General features: G+C 72.8%; 17 protein-coding genes and 1 riboswitch. Of the genes, 6 read left to right on the top strand and 11 right to left on the bottom strand.

Annotated features, from left to right (window positions below; genetic code table 11):
* Positions 1 to 98 precede the first annotated feature (98 nt).
* Positions 99 to 1160 carry a LacI family DNA-binding transcriptional regulator gene (locus BLT36_RS11725; protein ID WP_092095340.1) on the bottom strand — a complete coding sequence of 354 codons (1062 nt, stop codon included), beginning with the start codon at positions 1158 to 1160 and terminating at the stop codon, positions 99 to 101.
* Positions 1139 to 3199, bottom strand: coding sequence for an aldo/keto reductase (locus BLT36_RS11720; RefSeq protein WP_092095338.1), 2061 nt, complete (start codon positions 3197 to 3199; stop codon positions 1139 to 1141). Before BLT36_RS11720 ends, BLT36_RS11725 begins: the two co-directional genes overlap by 22 nt.
* 182 nt (positions 3200 to 3381) lie before the next feature.
* Here BLT36_RS11720 and BLT36_RS11715 point away from each other — a divergent pair, with 182 nt between their 5' ends.
* The 5 genes from BLT36_RS11715 to BLT36_RS18760 all read left to right on the top strand — a co-directional run bounded on the left by BLT36_RS11715 (position 3382) and on the right by BLT36_RS18760 (position 7480).
* Positions 3382 to 4692, top strand: coding sequence for an ABC transporter substrate-binding protein (locus BLT36_RS11715; protein WP_254787591.1), 1311 nt, complete (start codon positions 3382 to 3384; stop codon positions 4690 to 4692).
* A complete protein-coding gene (locus BLT36_RS11710) occupies positions 4689 to 5723 on the top strand; it encodes a carbohydrate ABC transporter permease (RefSeq protein WP_092095337.1) in 1035 nt (344 codons plus the stop codon). The genes BLT36_RS11715 and BLT36_RS11710 overlap by 4 nt, the downstream gene beginning before the upstream one ends.
* Positions 5720 to 6634 carry a carbohydrate ABC transporter permease gene (locus BLT36_RS11705; protein ID WP_092095335.1) on the top strand — a complete coding sequence of 305 codons (915 nt, stop codon included), beginning with the start codon at positions 5720 to 5722 and terminating at the stop codon, positions 6632 to 6634. Before BLT36_RS11710 ends, BLT36_RS11705 begins: the two co-directional genes overlap by 4 nt.
* A 59-nt stretch (positions 6635 to 6693) precedes the next feature.
* Positions 6694 to 7242: a TetR/AcrR family transcriptional regulator gene (locus BLT36_RS11700; RefSeq protein ID WP_092095334.1), complete on the top strand. Its 549-nt coding sequence runs from the start codon at positions 6694 to 6696 to the stop codon at positions 7240 to 7242.
* A gap of 67 nt (positions 7243 to 7309) precedes the next feature.
* On the top strand, positions 7310 to 7480 hold the full coding sequence (locus tag BLT36_RS18760) for a hypothetical protein (protein WP_175529616.1): 171 nt from the start codon (positions 7310 to 7312) through the stop codon (positions 7478 to 7480).
* A gap of 177 nt (positions 7481 to 7657) precedes the next feature.
* On the opposite strand, the gene ribH is transcribed toward BLT36_RS18760, so the two are convergent.
* The 7 genes from ribH to BLT36_RS11665 all read right to left on the bottom strand — a co-directional run bounded on the left by ribH (position 7658) and on the right by BLT36_RS11665 (position 17274).
* The gene (gene ribH, locus BLT36_RS11695; protein WP_092095332.1) at positions 7658 to 8137 is read right to left on the bottom strand and encodes a 6,7-dimethyl-8-ribityllumazine synthase; all 480 of its coding nucleotides are present in this window, start codon (positions 8135 to 8137) and stop codon (positions 7658 to 7660) included.
* Positions 8134 to 8874: a 3,4-dihydroxy-2-butanone-4-phosphate synthase gene (ribB, locus tag BLT36_RS11690; RefSeq protein WP_092095331.1), complete on the bottom strand. Its 741-nt coding sequence runs from the start codon at positions 8872 to 8874 to the stop codon at positions 8134 to 8136. Before ribB ends, ribH begins: the two co-directional genes overlap by 4 nt.
* The gene (locus BLT36_RS11685; RefSeq protein ID WP_092095329.1) at positions 8874 to 9539 is read right to left on the bottom strand and encodes a riboflavin synthase; all 666 of its coding nucleotides are present in this window, start codon (positions 9537 to 9539) and stop codon (positions 8874 to 8876) included. Before BLT36_RS11685 ends, ribB begins: the two co-directional genes overlap by 1 nt.
* Positions 9540 to 9631: 92 nt before the next feature.
* Positions 9632 to 9766: riboswitch (FMN riboswitch) on the bottom strand.
* A 149-nt stretch (positions 9767 to 9915) separates the two neighbouring features.
* Positions 9916 to 12372: a bifunctional lysylphosphatidylglycerol flippase/synthetase MprF gene (locus tag BLT36_RS11680; RefSeq protein ID WP_092095327.1), complete on the bottom strand. Its 2457-nt coding sequence runs from the start codon at positions 12370 to 12372 to the stop codon at positions 9916 to 9918.
* Positions 12369 to 13730: an alpha/beta hydrolase gene (locus BLT36_RS11675; RefSeq protein ID WP_254787589.1), complete on the bottom strand. Its 1362-nt coding sequence runs from the start codon at positions 13728 to 13730 to the stop codon at positions 12369 to 12371. Before BLT36_RS11675 ends, BLT36_RS11680 begins: the two co-directional genes overlap by 4 nt.
* A gap of 215 nt (positions 13731 to 13945) precedes the next feature.
* Entirely contained in the window at positions 13946 to 15802 is a 1857-nt protein-coding gene (locus BLT36_RS11670; RefSeq protein WP_092095326.1) for a DUF320 domain-containing protein, read from the bottom strand.
* An 86-nt stretch (positions 15803 to 15888) separates the two neighbouring features.
* Positions 15889 to 17274 carry a hypothetical protein gene (locus BLT36_RS11665; RefSeq protein WP_092095324.1) on the bottom strand — a complete coding sequence of 462 codons (1386 nt, stop codon included), beginning with the start codon at positions 17272 to 17274 and terminating at the stop codon, positions 15889 to 15891.
* Between the two features lie 111 nt (positions 17275 to 17385).
* Here BLT36_RS11665 and BLT36_RS11660 point away from each other — a divergent pair, with 111 nt between their 5' ends.
* Entirely contained in the window at positions 17386 to 17817 is a 432-nt protein-coding gene (locus BLT36_RS11660; RefSeq protein ID WP_092095323.1) for a GNAT family N-acetyltransferase, read from the top strand.
* Between the two features lie 3 nt (positions 17818 to 17820).
* Here BLT36_RS11660 and BLT36_RS11655 read toward each other — a convergent pair whose 3' ends face one another.
* Positions 17821 to 18348 carry an Lrp/AsnC family transcriptional regulator gene (locus BLT36_RS11655; RefSeq protein WP_092095321.1) on the bottom strand — a complete coding sequence of 176 codons (528 nt, stop codon included), beginning with the start codon at positions 18346 to 18348 and terminating at the stop codon, positions 17821 to 17823.
* A gap of 44 nt (positions 18349 to 18392) precedes the next feature.
* Positions 18393 to 18965 carry a TetR/AcrR family transcriptional regulator gene (locus tag BLT36_RS11650; RefSeq protein WP_092095320.1) on the bottom strand — a complete coding sequence of 191 codons (573 nt, stop codon included), beginning with the start codon at positions 18963 to 18965 and terminating at the stop codon, positions 18393 to 18395.
* Positions 18966 to 18991: the final 26 nt, after the last annotated feature.

Raw genomic sequence — 18991 nt, 5'->3', positions numbered from 1 at the left:
GGTTGCAAATGCAACTGATGTCGGCCTGGAGGCGCGGTGCCGGGCCGCCACGCGCCTCCAGGCCGGTGTGCGGTCCCGCCCAGTGCGGCCAGTCGTCGTCAGGCCGACTCGCGCAGCAACAGGCTGTGCCGGACGGTGCGCTGCACCGTGGCTCCCTGCAGCGGCAGCTCCCCGGCGAGCATGCCGAGGGCGAGGCCGAGCGCCTCGCGCGCGACGGCGTCGAGGTCGACTGCGAGTGTCGTCAGCGTCGGCGCGACGAGCGCACCGAGCGGCAGACCGTCGACGCCGACGACCCGCACGTCACCCGGGACGTCGACGCCGGCACGACGGCACGACTGCAGCACGCCGAGCGCCATCACGTCGTTGAACGCGAGGATCGCGTCGAGCCGGCGCTTCCGGCCGAGGATCCGCGTCGTCTCCTCGGCACCGCACTCGGCCGTGCCATGCGCCCCGTGCACGAGGTCCGGCAGGTACCCGCGGCGGCGCAGGGCGTCCACCATGAGGGCGCCGCGGACGCTCGTGTCGTCGGGCGCCGAGTTGTCGAGCACCACGGGGTGCCGGACCCCGGTCTCGACGAGGTGGTCGGCGAGGACCTCGATCGCGTCGGCCGGGTCGATCCACACCGCCGCGGTCTGGGGCTCCGAGTACGGGTCGAGCTCGACCATCGGAACCGTGCCGAGGAGCTCGCGCCACCGCTCGCGCCGGGACCCGAGGTAGCCGATCACGACGTCGGTCTGGGCGCCGAGCGCCTGCACCATCCGGTCCGCGTCGCTCGCCAGGTCGACGTCCGCGAGCATGACGTTCCACCCCTGCTCCGCGGCGAGCCGGAACACCGCCGACGCGAGCTGCGGCGTGTAGGGGTTGCGGAGGTCGTTCACGACGAGACCGAGCTGGTGGTCGCCGCCGGTGACCAGCCCGCGGCCGAAGCGCGACGGCCGGTACGCCAGGCGCTCCGCCTCGGCGAGCACCCGCTGCTTCGTCGCCGCGCTGATGCCGGACATCCCGTTCATGGCGCGGGTGACCGTCTGCCGGGACACCCCGGCGGCCGCGGCGACGTCGATGATCGTCGCCCGGCCGCCGGGGATGCCGCTCGTCTGCTCGAGGGTCGGGTGCCCCTCGGTGGACGGTTGACCGGAGGTCAGTCGCGGAGGTCCAGCCATGCCACCTGTTCCGGGGTGAGGTCGACGGAGAGTCCCGTCATGGAGGAACGGGCTTCCGCGATCGTACGCGGTCCGAAGAGCGGGAACGTCGGGAACGGCTGGTTGAGGACGTACGCCAGGGCGATCGCGGTCGCCGGGACACCGAACCGCTCGCCGAGCTCCCGGGCACGACGGAGTCGCTCGAAGTTCTCGTCGCTGTAGTAGCAGCGGACGAGCTCGGCGTCACTGGTGTCCTCCGGGGTCGCACGGCCGGTGAAGAACCCGCGCGCCTGCGACGACCACGGCAGCAGCGGGACCTGGCGCTCCTCGAGCCACGCCTTCGACGCGGCGTCGGTCGCGTGCCGGCAGCCGGCCCACGGCACGTCGTACGCCTCGGCGAGCCCGAAGTGGTTGCTGAGGACCTCGAACTCGTGCTTGCCGTTGGCCCGCGCGTACGCGTTCGCCTCGTCGAAGCGGGCGGTGCTCCAGTTCGACCCGCCGTACACGCGGATGCGGCCGGCGCGGCGGTGCTCGTCGAGGACGTCGACGAACTCCCCCACCGGGATGTCCTCGTTGTCGCGGTGCATCATGTAGATGTCCGCGTAGTCGGTCCCCTGACGCTCGAGGCTCTCGAGCAGCTGCTTCGTGAGCGACTCCGGGTCGCAGAACGGCGTGTGCGCGCCCTTCGTGATGACGACCACGTCCTCGCGGATGCCGCGGTTCTGGATCCACTTGCCGAGCCGCCCTTCGAGCACGCCGCCGCCGTAGATGTAGCCGGTGTCGAAGACGTTCCCGCCCTGCTCGACGAAGAGGTCGAAGATCGCGCTGGCGTGCGCGAGGTCGGGCTGGTTGTCGACGCCCATCACCAGGCGGGACATGCGCTTGCCGACGCCGGGGACCTCGCCGTACCGCATCGGGTTGTCCGTCGCCGACGGGTCGTGCGCCGCGACGGTCAGCGGCCGACCGCTCACGGTGGGGATGTCGGCGGTCTCGGCCTCGAACGGGAAGCGGAGGCCGATCGCGGCGCGCCACCTGTCGAGGGTGCGCGCGGTGGCGAGGGACTCGTCGAGCGTGTACTCGGGTGCGTCGGTGCGGCCGGCGGCGAGGGCCGCGGTGGTGGCGTCGGCCTCGAGTGCGTAGGGGTGCGCGCCCGCGAACGACAGGGTGCGGGGGTCCTCGTCGACGGTGCGCACCTCGATGGTCGGGTCGTCGCCGAGGGTCCACGGGTCGCGGAGCGTGATCGAGCCACGCGAGCCGTGCACCACGACCGCGTTCTCGTCCTGCACGCGGACACCGGTTCGGACGCTCGCGGTGATGCCGCCCTTGTACGTCAGGTGCGCCACGGTCCACTCGTCGACGCCGGTCGGGCCGATGGTGCCGCTCGCGTCGAGCTCGGTCGGTTCGGCGACGGCCACACCGGTCGCCGCCTGCACGATCGCCGCGGCCATGGTGACCGGGTACCCGCCGACGTCGAGGATGCCGCCGCCCGCGGTGTCGACGTCGAACAGTCGCCCGCTGCGCTCGCCCGCTCGGAAGGCGAACGAGGCGTCGATGTGGGCGACCTCGCCGATCGCTCCCTGGCGCACGACGTCGAGGAGCGCCGCGGTCTGCGGGTGGAAGCGGTACATGTAGGCCTCGACGAGGGGCAGCCCCGCCTGACGAGCAGCGTCGGCGAGGGCCATCGAGGTGCCGTGGTTCGGCGACAGCGGCTTCTCGCACAGCACGGCCTTGCCGGCGTCGAGCGCCGCGAGCACCAGGGCGGCGTGGCCGGTGTGCACCGTGGACACGTAGACGGCGTGCACGCGGGGGTCGGCCAGGACCTCGTCGTACGAACTCGCCGAGACGTCCGCGAAGCCGTGCTCCGCCGCCGCGTCGGCGAAGGCCCGCGCCCGCTCGGGCGACGAGCTGCCGGCGGCGACGAGGGTCGCCCCGACGCCGCTCGAGGGCAGCTGGGAGAGGAAGCGGCGGGCGATCCCACCCGGGCCGAGGACGGCCCAGCCGGGGGTGTCCTGCTCGGTGCCCGGGGTGGTGCCGGTGGTGGTCGCGGTCTGCGCTGACATGCGGATCCCTATCGTCTCGTGAACCTTCACGGTCGCACCGACGGTATCGCCCGCGTCCTGCGGTTGCAATGGTCGGGTGCTTGACACGCCGTGCTGTACGGAGGAGGCTCTGACCCACTTCGTGAGCGTTCACGGTCGAACGCTCCAGGTATCCCGATCTCAACGACGAGAGCAGGTACTCCGTGACAGCAGCACCATCGATCAGTCTCAGCCGACGGGGGTTCCTCGCCGGCGCGGGCGCCCTCGGCGCCCTGGCCACCACGGCGCTCCTCGCCGGGTGTTCCACCGGCACCGCCATCTCCAAGGACCCGGACGAACTCGTCCTCTGGTACTGGAACCGGTCGCTCGACCCGAAGTTCCTGAAGCAGGCAGCCGGCGGCATCAGCGGCCACCGGCCCAAGCGGCTCCGCCCCGACCTCATCGGCGGTGCGTCCTACGACACGAAGTTCCGGACCGCCCTCGCCGGCAACGCGTTCATCCCCGACGTCCTGATGGTGAACTCGAACTGCTGGCTGTACTTCCCCGACGAGGACCTCTTCACCGACTTCGACGACCACGGCGGTGCGGCGAAGAAGGGCGAGTACTACGACTGGAAGACCGCACTCGGCCGGACCCCGAGCGGGCGGCAGTGCTTCTGGCCCGTCGACACCGGCCCCACCGGCTTCTTCTACCAGCAGGACGTCCTCGCGAAGGCGGGGCTGCCGACCGACCCCGACGAGGTGTCCGACGCGATCGCGACCTGGGACGACTTCCGCTCGTTCGGCGCGAAGATCCGGAAGGGAGCCGACGCGGCGACGGTCATCACGGCGACCCAGCTCTTCAACCAGTACGTGTACGCCAGCCCGACCCGCTACTTCGACCGCGACGACCAGCCCGTCTTCGAACGGGACGACAGCTCGGTGCGGAAGGCCTGGGAGAACGCCGTCGCCTGCATCAAGTCCGGACTGACCGCCAACCTGCAGTCCGGCACCGACCAGAACGCCGGGTGGGTGTCCGGCCGCGTGGCGGGGCAGATCGAGGGCGCGTGGTGGACGCAGGTCATCCACGACACCGCCCCGGACTCCGCCGGGAAGTGGCGCATCGCCCGGCAGCCCGAGCGACCGGGCAACAGCGGCGGCTCGTTCCTCGCCGTCCCGAAGACCTCGAAGGACCCGGCTGCAGCAACGGCGTTCGCGCAGTGGATCACCTCGCCCGAGGTGCAGTCCCACACCTACAACGACATCCAGCTGTTCCCCTCGACGCCCGCGTCGTTCGACAACGGCCTGATGCGGAAACCAGGTGACTACTTCGGCGACCAGGACCCGCTGGCGTTCTTCAACGCGACCGCGATGGACGTCCCGGTGACCTACATCTCCAACTCCGAGCGCTTCATCGGCGCCTTCGCCACCGAGATCACGAACGTGGAGTCCGGTGGGAAGGACCCCGACCGCGCCTGGCAGGACGCCGTCGACCAGACCAACCGGGTGCTCGAGAAGCGCGGGGCCGGCGCATGAGCACGAAGCAGGCACCGCCGACCACGAGCATCCCCGCCGTCGTCGGGACCCCCACCGCCTCGATCACCACCGCGGCCACCGGCGGACGTCGTGGCCTCGGGCGGTTCTGGCCCCAGTACGTCGCGATCGCACCGTTCTACGTGCTGTTCCTGGTGTTCGGGCTGTTCCCGATCGTCTTCTCGATCGTGCTGTCCTTCACCGACTGGGACGGCGTCGGCTCCCCCGCGTTCGTCGGGCTCGCGCAGTACCAGTACCTGCTCGGCGACCCGCGGTTCTGGAACGCCGTCGGCAACACCTTCCTCATCTGGGTGATGTCCACCGTCCCGATGCTGTTCCTCGCGCTCGTGCTCGCGTTCCTGCTGCACGGCAACATCCGCGCGAAGGGCTTCTACCGGGTGGCGTTCTTCGTCCCGAACGTCACGAGCATGGTCGCGATGGCGATCGTGTTCGGCTCGGTGTTCTCGGACGGCTTCGGGCTCGTCAACGCAGCGCTCCGGGCCGTCGGCGCCGACCCGGTCGGGTGGCTCTCGTCCTACTGGGGCGTCAAGGTCACGATCTCCGTGATGGTGATCTGGCGTTGGACGGGCTACAACGCGATCATCTACCTGGCCGGCCTGCAGTCGATCTCCACGGAGCTCTACGACGCCGCGAAGGTGGACGGGGCGAACAGCTGGCAGATCTTCTCCCGGATCACGGTGCCGCTCCTCCGGCCGGTCATCCTGTTCACCGTCATCACCTCGACGATCGGTGGCCTCGGGCTCTTCACGGAACCGCAGATCCTGTTCAACGGGCAGGCGGTCGGCGGTCCCGACGAGGCGGGCATGACGATCGTCCTCTACCAGTACGAACAGGCGTTCAACCAGTTCGACTTCGGCTACGGGTCGGCGATCGCCTGGGTGCTGTTCCTGTTCTCCGTGGTGTTCGCGATCATCAACTGGCGCCTGCTCAGTGAACGCGACGGCCTGAAGACACCGAGGCGACTGCGCGCGCCGCGCACGACCCGCACCAGCGCGAAGGGGGTCGACGCATGACCGCGACACCGACCACGACGACCACCAACACCGCTGCGGCGCTCGGCCGACCCGGCGCCGCCACGGACGACCGGGGCCCACGCTTCCGCCGGGGGTGGGTCGGGACCGCCGTCACGCACCTCTGCCTCGTCATCGGCGTGGTGCTGTCGATCTTCCCGTTCTACTGGCTCCTCGTCATGTCGACGTCGACGAACGCCGAGATCTTCGGCTACCCGCCGTCGCTCTGGTTCGGGGACAACGCGCTCGCGAACGTGGCGTCGGTCTTCAGCAACGTCGACATGCTCCGGGCGCTCCTCAACACCGTCATCGTGGCGGGCGGCACCGCGGTCCTCGTGATGCTGTTCGACTCGCTCGCCGCGTTCGCGTTCGCGAAGTACGAGTTCCCGTTCAAGCGGAGCCTCTTCACCGTGATGCTCGCGACGTTCCTGGTGCCCGGCAGCCTGTCGCTGGTGCCGAGCTTCGTGCTGATGGCGCACCTCGGGTGGATCGGCGGCCTGCAGGCCCTCATCGTCCCGGGAGCCGCCAATGCGTTCGGGATCTTCCTGCTCCGGCAGTTCGCGACCGGGTCGATCCCGAACGAGGTGATCGACTCGGCACGGGTGGACGGCGCCGGGTTCTTCCGGACGTGGTGGTCGATCGCCGTGCCGATGCTCCGCGGCGGTCTGGCGTTCCTCGGCATCTTCACGTTCATCACGGCGTGGAACGACTACGTCTGGCCCCTCATCGTGCTGATCGACCCGAAGGGCCAGACGCTGCAGGTGGCGCTCGCCGGCCTGAGCTCGGTGAACGCGACCGACCTCGGCGCCGTGATGGCGGGCGCGGTGATCAGCGTGTTCCCGCTCATCGGGGTGTTCATCATCGGGTCGCGACACTTCATCGCGAACATCGCCGCGGGTGCACTGAAGGGCTGACGTCGTGGGCGGCGGCGGCCTCGGCACGCCGCCGCCCGCGACTCCCTAGACTCGTGCGCATGGCAAGCGCCCGCGATCGTGTCCTGGACAGCTTCGTCGCCATCGTGTGCGAGGAGGGAGAGCGTCCGGCGACCCTCGACGCGGTGGCCGCACGGGCCGGTGTCTCCAAGGGCGGACTGCTCTACCACTTCGGGTCGAAGGCCGCCCTGGTCGAAGGACTGTGCGAGCGACTCTCCGACCTCTCCGCGATCGACGTCGACCGGATGCGGGACGCCGAGGACGGCGCCGCCCGGTACTTCGTGCGGAACTGCCTGTTCGTCGGCAGCGAGCTCGACCTCGCCCTCCTCGCGGCCAGCCGGCTGCAGCAAGCCGGGTACGAGGAAGCGGGCCGCACCCTCGACGAGACCGAGAACGCCTGGCTCGTCACCCTCGTCGACGCCCTCGGCGACGAGCCCACGGCGCAGGCGGTCAAGCTCCTCGGCGACGGGCTCTACCACCAGGCCTCGCTCGGCGCCGCGAGCGACGTCCGGCCGAACCGCGGCACCGTCGACATGGAGGCGCTGCTCGGCGTCGTCGACCGGCTCATCGCGACGAAGCCAGGCAGGTGAACGTCCTTCCTCGCCGCTGGGGATAGACTGGACCCGATCCACCCGCCTGACTTCCGGAGGTACCACCGTGGGCCGCGTCATCGCCGCTGTTTTCTCGATCCTGCTGCTGCTGGTGTCGATGTACCTGTTCGGCTTCGCGTTCCAGGTGGAGTCCGGTCAGGCGTTCGTGTTCATGGGCGGCCTCGTGCTCATGTGCCTCTCCTTCTTCCTGCCGATCCACGTGTTCGGCAAGCGGTAGTCACCTCCGCACGCAGAACGGGCCCCGCACCTCTCGGTGCGGGGCCCGTTCGCGTTCCGGCCGGCGGCTGTCCGACCTGCGCGGTCGCGTGCGGCCTGGAGGCGCGGGTCGCCTCGGCGACGACGCTCGGCTCGCGCACGACGAAGGTCACCCTGCGCCACGGAACGCCGTGGTCGCTCAGACCAGGACGCGCAGCTTCCGCAGGGTGACCGCCGTCGACACCGCCGCGTGCACGGCCTCGGCGCCCTTGTCCTCCTTCGACCCGGGCAGCCCGGCCCGGTCGAGTCCCTGCTGCTCGTCGTCCAGCGTGAGGACGCCGAAGCCGACCGGTCGGCCGGTGTCGAGGGCGACGCGGGTGAGCCCGCTGGTGGCGGCGTCCGAGACGTACTCGAAGTGCGGGGTGCCCCCGCGGATGATCACCCCGAGGGCCACCGCGGCGTCGAACCCGGCCTCGAGGGCCGCCTTCGCGACGACGGGCAGCTCGAAGCTCCCCGGCACCGGGACCACCTCGGCCGTGGCGCCGAGGCGTTCGACCTCGCGCTGCGCCCCGGCGAGGAGCCCACCGGCGATGGCGTCGTGCCACTGCCCGGCGACGATCGCCACCCGGATGCCCGTCCCGTCGACGTGGTCGCGGTCCGCCGCGCCTGCTCCGCTCATCGTGTCGTTCCTTCCGTGAGCACGGCCTCGGCCGCCGCCCGGTCAGCCGCGTCGAGCCACTCGACGAGTGCGGCGATGGTGATGACGGGCACGCCCTCGCGTGCCCCGAGTTCGACGAGCCGCGGCAGGCGCATCATGCTGCCGTCCTCGTCGACGATCTCGCAGATCGCCGCGGCGGGTCGGAGCCCGGCCGCGGTGACGAGGTCGATCGCTGCTTCGGTGTGGCCGGCGCGCTCCCGGACCCCGCCGGGTCGTGCGCGGAGGGGCACGACGTGTCCGGGGCGGTGCAGGTCGTCGCGGACGGACGACGGGTCGGCGAGGACCCGCAGCGTCCGGGAGCGGTCGTGCGCGCTGATCCCGGTCGTCACCCCGACCGCGGCGTCGACGGTCACCGTGTAGGCGGTCCCCCGGACGTCCTCGTTGTGCTCCACCATCGGCGGGAGGTCGAGGGCGTCCGCGATCTCGACGCTCACCGGTGCGCAGATGAACCCCGACGAGTGCGCCACGGTCCACGCGATCCACTCCGGGGTCGCGAGCTCGGCGGCGAGGATGACGTCACCCTCGTTCTCGCGGTGCTCGTCGTCCGCGACGATGACCGGACGGCCGGCGGCGATGGACACGATCGCGTCCTCGACACGGGAGAGGGCAAGGGGTGCCGACACGACGGACGCGACCGGCGCGTCCGCCCCCGCGGCCGACCCGGCCCCGCCGTCGACGTGCGTCGTGTCGGTGACCATCACCGTGCCTCCTGGCCGACGGTCTCGAACGCGTCGACCTGCGGACGCACCGCGGCGTCGAGCCGCAGCATCCGCCGGACGTGCCGGGCCAGGACGTCGGTCTCGATGTTGACCCGGTCCCCCGGGACACGGGCGCCGAGGGTCGTCGCCTCGAGCGTCTCCGGGATGAGGCTCACCTCGAACCAGGCGTCGGCCGGCGGGGTGTCCTCGTCGGAGACGGCGCTGACGGTGAGCGAGACGCCGTCGATCGCGACCGAGCCCTTGTCGACGACGAGGGGGCTGAGGTCGGGTGCCAGGGAGAACCGGACACGGCGCCAGCCGTCACCGTCCGCGGTCTCGAGGACGGTCGCGGTGCCGTCGACGTGGCCCTGCACGATGTGGCCGCCGAGCCGGTCGCCGACCGAGGCCGCGCGCTCGAGGTTCAGCCGGTCGCCCACCGCGAGCGTGCCGTGCGCGCTCATGTCGAGCGTCTGCTTCATGACGAAGGCGGTGAAGGTCTCGGAGGTCTGCTCGACGACGGTCAGGCACACGCCGCTCGTCGCGATGGAGTCGCCGTGGCGTGCGTCCTGCACCACCAGCGGGCCGCGGACGGTGAGCGCGACGGAGTCGCCGTGCTGCTCGACGGCGGTGACGGTGCCGAGTTCCTCGATGATGCCGGTGAACACTGGTGTCCTCTCAACGGGACTCCGGGGGCGTTCGACGATCGTCGGCATCGACGGACGGGTCAGCGCCCACGGATGTGGTCACGTCTCGTCCGCCAGCGCGCCTCCCATCCGGACTCTCACCGTCGGTCCCGGAGTTTCACCAGGTCAACCTCTGCCGGATTCGCACCCGTCATCAGTTCGTGGACTGTCACCACCGGTTCGGAATTGCACCGACCCCGGAGCGCTTGCGTAGTCGGAACGATACCCCACCCGGTTGCGCGGAGCGCCCGACCGGCGCCGCATGCGTAACGGGGCGTCGCGTGCGGACCGCGGTCGGGCTCGCGACGAACGCGGAGCGTGCCTGGAGGCACGGAGCCGGCCCGCCACGCGCCTCCCGTCAGCCGCGTCCCCGCGCCAGGGCCACCGCCTGTCGCAACGACAGGTCCGGCAGGTACGCGCGGACCACCGCGATCCCGATCGCCGGGAGCGCGACCGGGTCCGGGTACGCGAGCACGAGCGGGTGCAGCTCCGGGCCGAACTTCAGCTTGAACCGCAGCAGCGAGCGGAACCCGTACACGGGTTCGAGGACCCCGCCGACCAGGTCGAGCAGGTCCTGCACGCCCTCGTTCGCCGGTGCGCCCTCGGAAGCCTGGGCGAGCGGCGCCGCGGACAGGCTGAGCCGTTCGACCCCGTCCGCACGCATCCGGTCCGCCGCACTCGCGACGAGGAACTCCATCACGCCGTTCGGCGCGGCACCGGTGCGCCGCATCACGTCGAGCGTCCAGCCGACCACCCGGCCCTCGCGGTGGCTCGGCAGCCAGCTCGTGACGGCGAGCACCGTGCCGGACTCGTCCTGCGCGACGAGCGTGCGGACGGCCGGGTCCCGCATCTCGTCGATCCCACCGAGGGTGAAGCCCATCTCGGGGAGTTCCCGTTCGGCGACCCACTCCTCCGAGATCGCCTCGATCTGCCGCGTGGTGGCGGCGGGCAGCTGCTGCCAGCTCGACCACGTCGCCGTGAGGCCCTCGCGCTTCGCCTTGTTCACCGAGGTGCGGACGTCCTGCTTCTTCTTGCCGCTCGTGGTCCAGGTGCGCGGGTCGAAGTCGGCGTCCTCGGCGACCGGCAGCGTCCCCCACCCCTGCGCGGTGAGGGTGCTCGCCGCCTCGACCCCGATGCCGTAGAAGACGGCGGTCCAGCCGTTGTCGTCGCACCACCGGGCGAACGCGGTCATCGCGTCCGAGCGGGCGTCCGGCCAGCCGAACGGGCCGCCGACGGTGACCGCGACCCGACCGTTCCGGCGGAAGGCGACCCCGGCGCGACCGTCCTCGGCGAACCAGTAGGCGTTGCCCTGCCACGTCGTCATCCAGCCGAAGGCGTCCCCACCGCCGGCTTCGAGGAGCGCCCGGGCACGCTCCCGGTCCCGCCGGGTGCCGTCGGTGTCGGCGTCCGGTTCGACGGCGCCGGTCGGCCGCACGGCCGCGAGGGCGATGACGAACCAGAGCGCCGGGCCGGCCAGCCCGAGGACGATCCGCAGCATCGTCGGCAGCGACGGCAGCCGGTCCCAGAACGTGACCGGCGCCAGTGGTCCGAGCGCTGCGACGGCGAGCCGCAGCGGGTCCTCGACCTGCTGCGGCGACGACGCGGCGACGACCAGCACCGTCGCGACGATGACGCCCGCGGCCGAGCCGACCGTGATGGCGAAGGTCGCCACGCGGCGCCGTGCGGGCAGCACCGTGAAGGACCGGCGGAGCAGCACGAGGACGACGGCGGTGGCGAGCGGGACCACGATCGACGCCGCGATCGACACGTCGACGACGAAGCGGTCCTCGGTACCGTGCAGCTGCTCGACCCGGCCCGGGACCGCGCCGTACGTGACGGCTGCTGCGCCGGCGGTCACGAGGTCGACCACGACGACGAGCCAGACGGCGAACCGGCTGCCGCGGAACAGCCCGAGACCCGCGACGACGAGCACCAGGAGCGGGGCGGCGGCGAGGACGACGGTCCACGGGTCGGTCGCCCGGTAGGCCATCAGCGCCCGGAGGCACTCCCCCGCGACTCCGTCCGCCCGGCACCCGTGCACCGGGGTGACCGGCCCGGCACCGACGACGGCGGCGAGGGGCGCGAGGATGCCCACACGGGCGCGGGAGACGAGCGCGATGACGGGTCCCACGGCCGAGACGAGCACGACGGTGCCGAGCAGGACCCGGGTCTCGCGGTGGGAGCTGCGGACCCAGCCGATCCGCTTCGGCGTCCGGCGCAGCAGTTCGCCGAGCAGCCACCCGGCGGCGGCGGCGAGCACCGCGTACAGGTCCGACGCGTGCCCCGCGTAGAGGAGGAGGGCCGCCACCACGGCGAGGGCGTTCACCCGGATCCGCCGGCGCCACAGCGGGCCGGCGAACGCACTCGCGGTGACGACGGTGCCGACGATGGCGGTCCACGGGTCGAAGCTCGTCGCCCGGCCGAGCAGCAGCGGCCCGACGTCGCGGCCGTCGGTGTCCAGGAAGGCGCTCAGCGCGCCGATCCCGGTGCCGACGACCGTCGTGACGACGAAGGCGAACGCCGTCCGCCAGGAGCCCATCAGGCGCTCCGACGCCCCGACGAGCGCGACGACCCCGGCGAGGGTGAGCAGGAGCGCGATGACACCGGTCGACACGGCGAACACCCGGAAGGGGCCGTACGAGACCGGACCGGTGCCGTGCAGGACGCGGAGGACGACGGTGGCGGCCGACGTCGCCAGGACCAGCACGACGATCGCCGACGTGACGGGGTGTCGACGCACGGTGCGCCAGGCGGCGAGTGCGCGGTGCGGTCGGGTGCGCGCGGAGGCGGGCGCGGGCCGCTCCGGCTCGGTCACAGGGCGCCCTTCGACGACGGCAGCCCGAGGTGCGCGATGACCGCCGGCAGCCCGTGGGCCAGGACGTAGCGGACGGTGTTCCAGTCGTGGGCCGAGCCCGGCGACACGATGAGGGACGTCTGCATCCCGACCCGCTCGGCGACGGCCCGGAGCGCCTCGGTGGACGCGCGGTACGGGGCGTCGTCCTGCCCGAACCCGAACACCGTCAGGTGGTCGGTGTAGCGGCCGTGCGCGGTCATGATCGCGCTCGGCGACGCCGCCCGGTACGCCGACGCGGAGCCGTGGAAGCCCAGCGCGATGGACTGCTGCACGCTGCCGTTCCGGGGTGCCGGCTCGCTCGAGATCGCGAGCGCGCTGCTGAACACCCCCGGGTAGGCGGTGGAGAACTGCATCGCGCAGGTCGCACCCTGCGAGAACCCGAGGATGCCCCAGGCGCTCGGCGCGGTGGCGACCGGCAGGTGCTCCCGGATCCACCGCACTGTGTCCGTCATCACGTAGGTCGCGCTCCGTCCCAGGCGCCGCGAGTCGACGCACATCGGGTTCCGAGCCGGCGCGCCGAGCTGGTCCGGTGAGACCACGATCGGTGCGAGGCCGTGGTGCGCGTCAGCGTAGCGGTCGAGGAAGCGCCCGAGGTCTCCCGTCTGGAACATGTCGGCGGGTTGCCCCGGCTGCCCGGAGAGCGCCACGATGACCGGCAGGGTCGGCGGGTGCGGGGTGCGCGCCGCCGGCGGCAACCACACCACGGCCTTGCGCGCGGCGAAGTGCGACACGGTGCCCGGGATCCGGACGCTGAACGTCTCCCCGACCTTGGGCATGTCGGTCGGAGCGTGCCACGTCGAGGCCTCCACCACGGAACCGACGGACCCGACGGAACCTGCCGACCCGGCGAGCGGCACCTGCTTCGTCGGGTACGGGTTGGTCGAGATCGCCTGCTCCACGTTCTTGTAGAAGCCGAAGTCGACGTTCACCCCGAGGCCGGCTGCGAGGACGACGGTCGCAGCGGCACCGACGGCCACCACCCGGAGGAGCCAGCCGCCCTGCACGAGGACGACCACCAGCAGTGCGACGCCGGCGAACGCGAGGGCGATCCACATCCGGGTGACCGGCGTGAACGCGACACCGAACAGGTCGAGCACGTCCCCGGTCCACCACACCGCGACCAGGCCGACGCCCGCTCCGACCACCAGGGCGGCGACACGGATCAGGACGGCCCGGACCGGGTGCGCGGTCCGGGTGCGGGCGGACCTGCCCAGCACGGGTGCGACCACCAGCCAGACGGTGAGGACCGCGGCGATGACGTCGACGGGGATGAGCACGTCGCGCCCGGTGACGGGGATGCGCAGGAGGTCGTGGAGCACGCTCTCATCGTGGCGTCACCGCGCTGCCGGGCGGCCTCGGAGGCGCTTCTGCTGTGCACAGGTTCGCCATCGACGACTCCCAGGTCACCGCCAGCACGCATCCAGACGGGCCGTCTCGTCACGCCCGGCGGGCGCGGGTCGGAGGGGCACCCTGATCCGGTGCCCCTCCGACCGATGGTGGCCGGTGCCGCACAGACGACACCGGCCGGTCCGGATCAGTGCCGCTTGCGCAGCACCAGGGTCCCTGCTCCAGCGAGGAGCAGGAGGAGGGCGAAGCCCGCCGGCAGGACCGGCGAGTTCGCTCCCGTGTAGGCGAGCGCCGGCTGGGTGCTCGAGGTGGCCGCCGCCGGGACGGCGGTGGTCGCTGCGAGGACGGTGGCGGGCCGGGAGGCGCTGGTCCCCACCGCCGCGACGCTCGCGCTGGACGGGGTGGTCGCCGTCACGGGCACGGTGCCGTCACCCGCACCGGTCGCGGCCCCGGGGACGCCGGGGTCGGTGCCCGTCCCCGGGTCGGTCCCGGTACCGGGGTCCGTGCCGGTGCCGGGGTCGGTCCCCGTGCCCGGATCGGTGCCGGTGCCGGGGTCGGTCCCCGTGCCCGGATCGGTCCCGGTGCCCGGGTCGGTACCGGTCCCCGGCGTGGTGGTCGTGCTGGTCCCGTCGCCGACGATGCCGATCCCGTTGCCGCCGATCGTGATCGGGAGGCTGATCACCGGCGCGACCTGGGTGCCGGAGCCGATGCCGTCCGACCCGGAGGTCGAGCCACCCGCGGTCGGGGTGGTCGCGCCGGTGGTGCCGGTGCCGGTCGTTCCGGTGTTCGTCGAGGTGCCGTCACCGACGAGGCCGATGCCGTTCCCGCCGATCGTGATCGGCAGCGACACCACCGGGGACACCTGCGAGCCCGAGGCGATGCCGTCCGACCCGGAGGTCGAACCACCCGCGGTCGGCGCGGTCGCGCCGGTGGTGCCGGTGCCGGTCGTTCCGGTGTTCGTCGAGGTGCCGTCACCGACGAGGCCGATGCCGTTCCCGCCGATCGTGATCGGCAGCGACACCACCGGGGACACCTGCGAGCCCGAGGCGATGCCGTCCGACCCGGAGGTCGAGCCACCCGCGGTCGGCGCGGTCGGCGTGGTCGTGCCGGTGCCGGTGCCGGTCGCGCCGGTGTTCGCCGACGTGCCGTCACCGAGGAGACCGATCCCGTTGCCCGAGACCGTGACGGGGACGGAGATCACCGGGGTGACCTGCGTCCCCGATGCGACACCGTCCGACCCGGAGGTCGTCCCGCCCGCGGTCGGGGTGGTCGTGCCGGTGGAGCCGGTCCCGGTGGCGGTCGAGGTGCCGTCACCCAGGAGGCCGATGCCGTTGCCGGACACCGTCACCGGGATGGACACGACGGGGGCGACCTGCGTCCCCGATGCCGTGCCGTCCGAACCCGAGGTCGACGGTCCCGAAGCGGCCGGAGCCGAGGATGCCGGAGCCGATTCTGCGGGCGCGGCGGGCGTCCCCGTCGAGGCGGCGTCTCCGCCGACCGCGACGGCGTTGCCCGCGGCCGTGATCGGCGCCGTCACGGCACCGGCCACCTGCGTTCCCGAGGCGAGTCCGTCCGAGCCGGACGTGGTCGGGGCGGCCGCCGCCGGGGCCGCTGGGGCCGGAGCGGACGTTGCCGCGGGGGCAGCGGGTGCTGCTGTCGCAGCAGCGTCGCCGCCGACGGCGATGGCGTTGCCGCCGACGTGCACGGGGGCGGTGACGTCCGGCACGACCTGCGTGCCGGAGGCCGTCCCGTTCGCTCCCGTCGTCGAGGGCGCTGCGGCCGCGGGAGCTGCGGGTGCAGGCGCTGCGGCCGCGGGCGCTGCCGGGACGGCGGCGCTGGTCACCGACGACACCGCGTCGCCGAGGACACCGAGCGCGTTGCCGGTGGCGGAGACGGGAGCGTGGATCGACGGCGCCACCTGGGTGCCGGACGCGGTGCCGTCAGCTCCGGAGGTCGTCGCCGCGTTCGCAGCGACCGCCCCTCCGAGCGTCAGCCCGCCGACGAAGAGGGTGAACCACAGCCCTCTCGAGACGTACTTGTTCATGGTCGTTCCTCACTGATCGAGATCGGTTGCCGACCGCGGTGGCGGCCGGTGGTGCAGTCCTGCCGTGCTGGGCAGGTGCACCGATCTCAGTCAGGAGCGACGTCGTGCTCGCCGACGACCGACGCGGGGACGGCGTCGTCGGAGAGGGTGCCGCGTGACCCCGCGGCGAGGGAGACCTGGGTGCCGGCGGCGCCGACGATGCCGACGGCTGCGGCCGAGCCGGCCGAGCCCGCGGCGCTGCCGCCGAGGACACCGGAACCGGTGCCGTCGAACGGGGTGCCGTCGTGCCCGCCGCCGTTCCCCGTGGGGACGAGGAGCGCGCGACCGCCGAACGTGGCGTCCTGCACCGTGCCGACTGCGACGGAGGCCGGAGCGCCGGCGAGCACCGTGACCGACCCGCGGACGTGCGCGGCGCCGTCGGACGGCGGTGCCGGACGCGAGGCGAGGGCGGACGCGGCGAGCGTCGGACCCGAGCCGGTGGCCACGCCGCCCGTGCCCTGTCCGACGGCTGACGTCGACCGGCCGAGCGGGGCTCCGGAGCCGCCGACCGCCGGGCCGACGGGGGCGGTGACGACGGGATCCGTGCCTCCGGGCAGGACGCCGCCGACGGCGGGCGGGAGTCCGCTGACGATGTCGGGGACCGATCCGACGGCCGTGCCGACCCCACCGAGGGCATCGTCGACCAGGCCGGTGACGGGTCGGGTCACGGTGCCCAGCGTGTCGTCACCGAGGACGGTCCCGAGGACCGGCAGGCAACCGACGACCCGGTCCAGCGTGTGGACCACGGCGGTCACCGGACGGGCGTCCGTGAGTGCCTGGACGGTGCCGGTGACGGGGCGCAGGACGGTCACGAGCGTGTCGGTGACGGGCCTGGAGGAGCTGGTCGCCGCCGTCGCGGGCGTGTGCGTCGCGGGGATGGTCACCGTGTGCCCCGTGGCCGGCGCGGCGCTGGTCGCACCGTTCGGCGTGCTCGCGCCGGGGGCCGCCGGAGCGACGGCGGGCACAGCGGGCGTCGACGTGGACGGGGCAGGAGCCGAGTGGGTCGGAGCAGGGCTCGACGGCACGGAGGCGGTGGGTACTGCCGGCGCCGGAGCTGCGGGCCTCGGGGCGGGCGCTGCGTGGGCCGGGGCAGGCGCTGCCGGTGCTGCCGGAGCGGGCACTGCCGGAACCGGAGCCGCCGGGGCGGGCGCCGCCGGCCGGACCGCCGTGCGGACCGGTTCGACGACCTCGCCGACCACGTGGCCGACGCCGCTCGTGACGCCCTGGACGGTGTCTCCGAGGCCGTGCACGAGGCCACCGACGAGCCCGCGCTGCTGCGCCTGGGCGGCCGGCGCGGGCTGCGCTGGTGTCGCGGCGGAGGCAGGGCGGGCACCGAGCAGCAGCGTGAGCAGCACGAGGGCTGCGGCGACGCCGAGGCCGAACACGGCGTACCGGATCACCGCGCGCCAGGGGTCGCGCAACGGCTGGTCCATGCGCTCACCTCCTGATCTCGGCTGCGCACGTAGAGTGGTTGACCGGCACGGTACCCCGCCCCGTTCCGGAACGCACCTGGTTTCGGAACAAATCGTCAGGAAAGGCCGATCGTGGTCTCGATCTTCAACGCTCCGACCCGCAATCTGGACATCGTCACGCTGCACGAGATCCTCCGACTGCGGCAGGACGTCTTCGTCGTCGAGCAGCAGGCTGCGTACCCGGACATCGACGGCCGCGACCTCGAGCCGGGCACGGTGCAGTTCTGGGCCGGGCAGGGTTCGGTCGACGCCACGCTCCGGCTCCTCCGCGAGGACGACGGCACCGAGCGCATCGGCCGTGTCGCCACCGCGAAGGCCGCTCGTGGGCAGGGCCTCGCGGCGCAGCTCATGCAGGCCGCCATCGACGAGGCACGCTCACCGCGCATCGCGATCGACGCCCAGGCGCACCTCGAGCAGTGGTACGCCCGGTTCGGCTTCGCCCGCTCCGGCGAGGACTTCGTGGAGGACGGCATCCCGCACCTGCCGATGGCCCGGACCCGCTGAGCGTCAGGCGCGCCAGCGCCGGAGTTCGTCGAACGAGCGCCCCTGGTGCGCCCGGTCGGCGACGAGCCGCTCGAACACGATGTTCGTCTGCGTCGTGGCGACCGACGGATCCCCGCTGAGCTCGTCCGCCACGAAGTCGCGGAGCTGCTCGGTGGAGGTGCACGCGATGTGCACGAGGAAGTCCTTGTCCCCCGCCAGGAACGACACGTCCTGCACGACGGGCACAGCCAGCAGGCGCTTCGCGAAGTCCCGCAGCTCGTGCCGAGCGGCAGCGTGCACCCGCACGGAGACCATCGCCTCGATCGCGAACCCGAGCCGGGCGACGTCCACCTCGGCGCGGTAGCCCCGGATGACGCCGGCGTCCTCGAGCGCCCGCACCCGCGTCAGGCACGTCGACGGTGCGATGCCGACGGCGGCGGCGAGCCGGTTGTTCGGGATCCGGGCGTCGGCCGCGAGGGTCCAGAGGATCCGCTCGTCGACCTCGTCGAGGCGCGGGGCGGGATCGGGGCGGCGGACGGGGCGTTCGGACACGGCTCGACGCTACCGCGGTCGGGGTCGTGCGCGCGCGGCGGACCTCAGCGTCGGGACACACCGCCGAGGAGGGCGCGGAGGGCATCCTCCAGCGGACGAGCCAGCGCGTCAGGGTCGGCGGACGCGAGCGGCTCCACCTGCGTCGAGGTCCGGAGCATCGTCATCCCGAGCACCACGGACAGCGCGATCTCCGCCCGGACGAGCAGGTCGTCGGTCGCCTCTCCCCCGACGACCGCGGCCAGCCGTTCGGCGTATCGACGGAGGGTCTCACGGCGGATGGCATCGGCACCGTCGTCGCCGGACGACCGCAGGAGCAGCATCAGGTGCAGCGAGTCCTCGTCGGTCGGCGAGCGCACGGCGTGGCCGATCAGCTCCCCCAGCGCGCGCTCGAGGTCGGGTTCGCGGCGTTCGACGGCGCCGAGCTCCCGCACGACCCGGTCGAGGCAGGCCCGGAACAGCCCTTCCTTCGACACGAAGTAGCGGTTGATGAGGGCCACGTTCACCCCGGCGTCCGCGGCGATCTGCCGGACGGTCGTGGCCCGGTACCCGTCGAACGCGAACCGCCGCCGTGCAGCCTGCACGAGCAGCAGGCGGGTGGCCTCGGCGTCCTTGCTCATGGTCGAAGCGTACCGGCTCCGCCAGC

The sequence above is a fragment of the Curtobacterium sp. UNCCL20 genome (assembly GCF_900101675.1).
GTDB lineage: Bacteria > Actinomycetota > Actinomycetes > Actinomycetales > Microbacteriaceae > Curtobacterium.
The sequence above is the reverse complement of the archived record's forward strand: the minus strand, read 5'-3'. Positions and strand labels throughout refer to the sequence as shown.

Coding starts and splice junctions, on each gene's coding strand:
- BLT36_RS11650 (WP_092095320.1), bottom strand. CDS start 18,965: ATGAGCAAGGACGCCGAGGCCACCCGCCTGCTGCTCGTGCAGGCTGCA.
- BLT36_RS11665 (WP_092095324.1), bottom strand. CDS start 17,274: ATGGACCAGCCGTTGCGCGACCCCTGGCGCGCGGTGATCCGGTACGCC.
- ribB (WP_092095331.1), bottom strand. CDS start 8,874: ATGGTCACCGACACGACGCACGTCGACGGCGGGGCCGGGTCGGCCGCG.
- BLT36_RS11720 (WP_092095338.1), bottom strand. CDS start 3,199: ATGTCAGCGCAGACCGCGACCACCACCGGCACCACCCCGGGCACCGAG.
- BLT36_RS11670 (WP_092095326.1), bottom strand. CDS start 15,802: ATGAACAAGTACGTCTCGAGAGGGCTGTGGTTCACCCTCTTCGTCGGC.
- ribH (WP_092095332.1), bottom strand. CDS start 8,137: ATGAGCGGAGCAGGCGCGGCGGACCGCGACCACGTCGACGGGACGGGC.
- BLT36_RS11700 (WP_092095334.1), top strand. CDS start 6,694: ATGGCAAGCGCCCGCGATCGTGTCCTGGACAGCTTCGTCGCCATCGTG.
- BLT36_RS11710 (WP_092095337.1), top strand. CDS start 4,689: ATGAGCACGAAGCAGGCACCGCCGACCACGAGCATCCCCGCCGTCGTC.
- BLT36_RS11705 (WP_092095335.1), top strand. CDS start 5,720: ATGACCGCGACACCGACCACGACGACCACCAACACCGCTGCGGCGCTC.
- BLT36_RS11725 (WP_092095340.1), bottom strand. CDS start 1,160: ATGGCTGGACCTCCGCGACTGACCTCCGGTCAACCGTCCACCGAGGGG.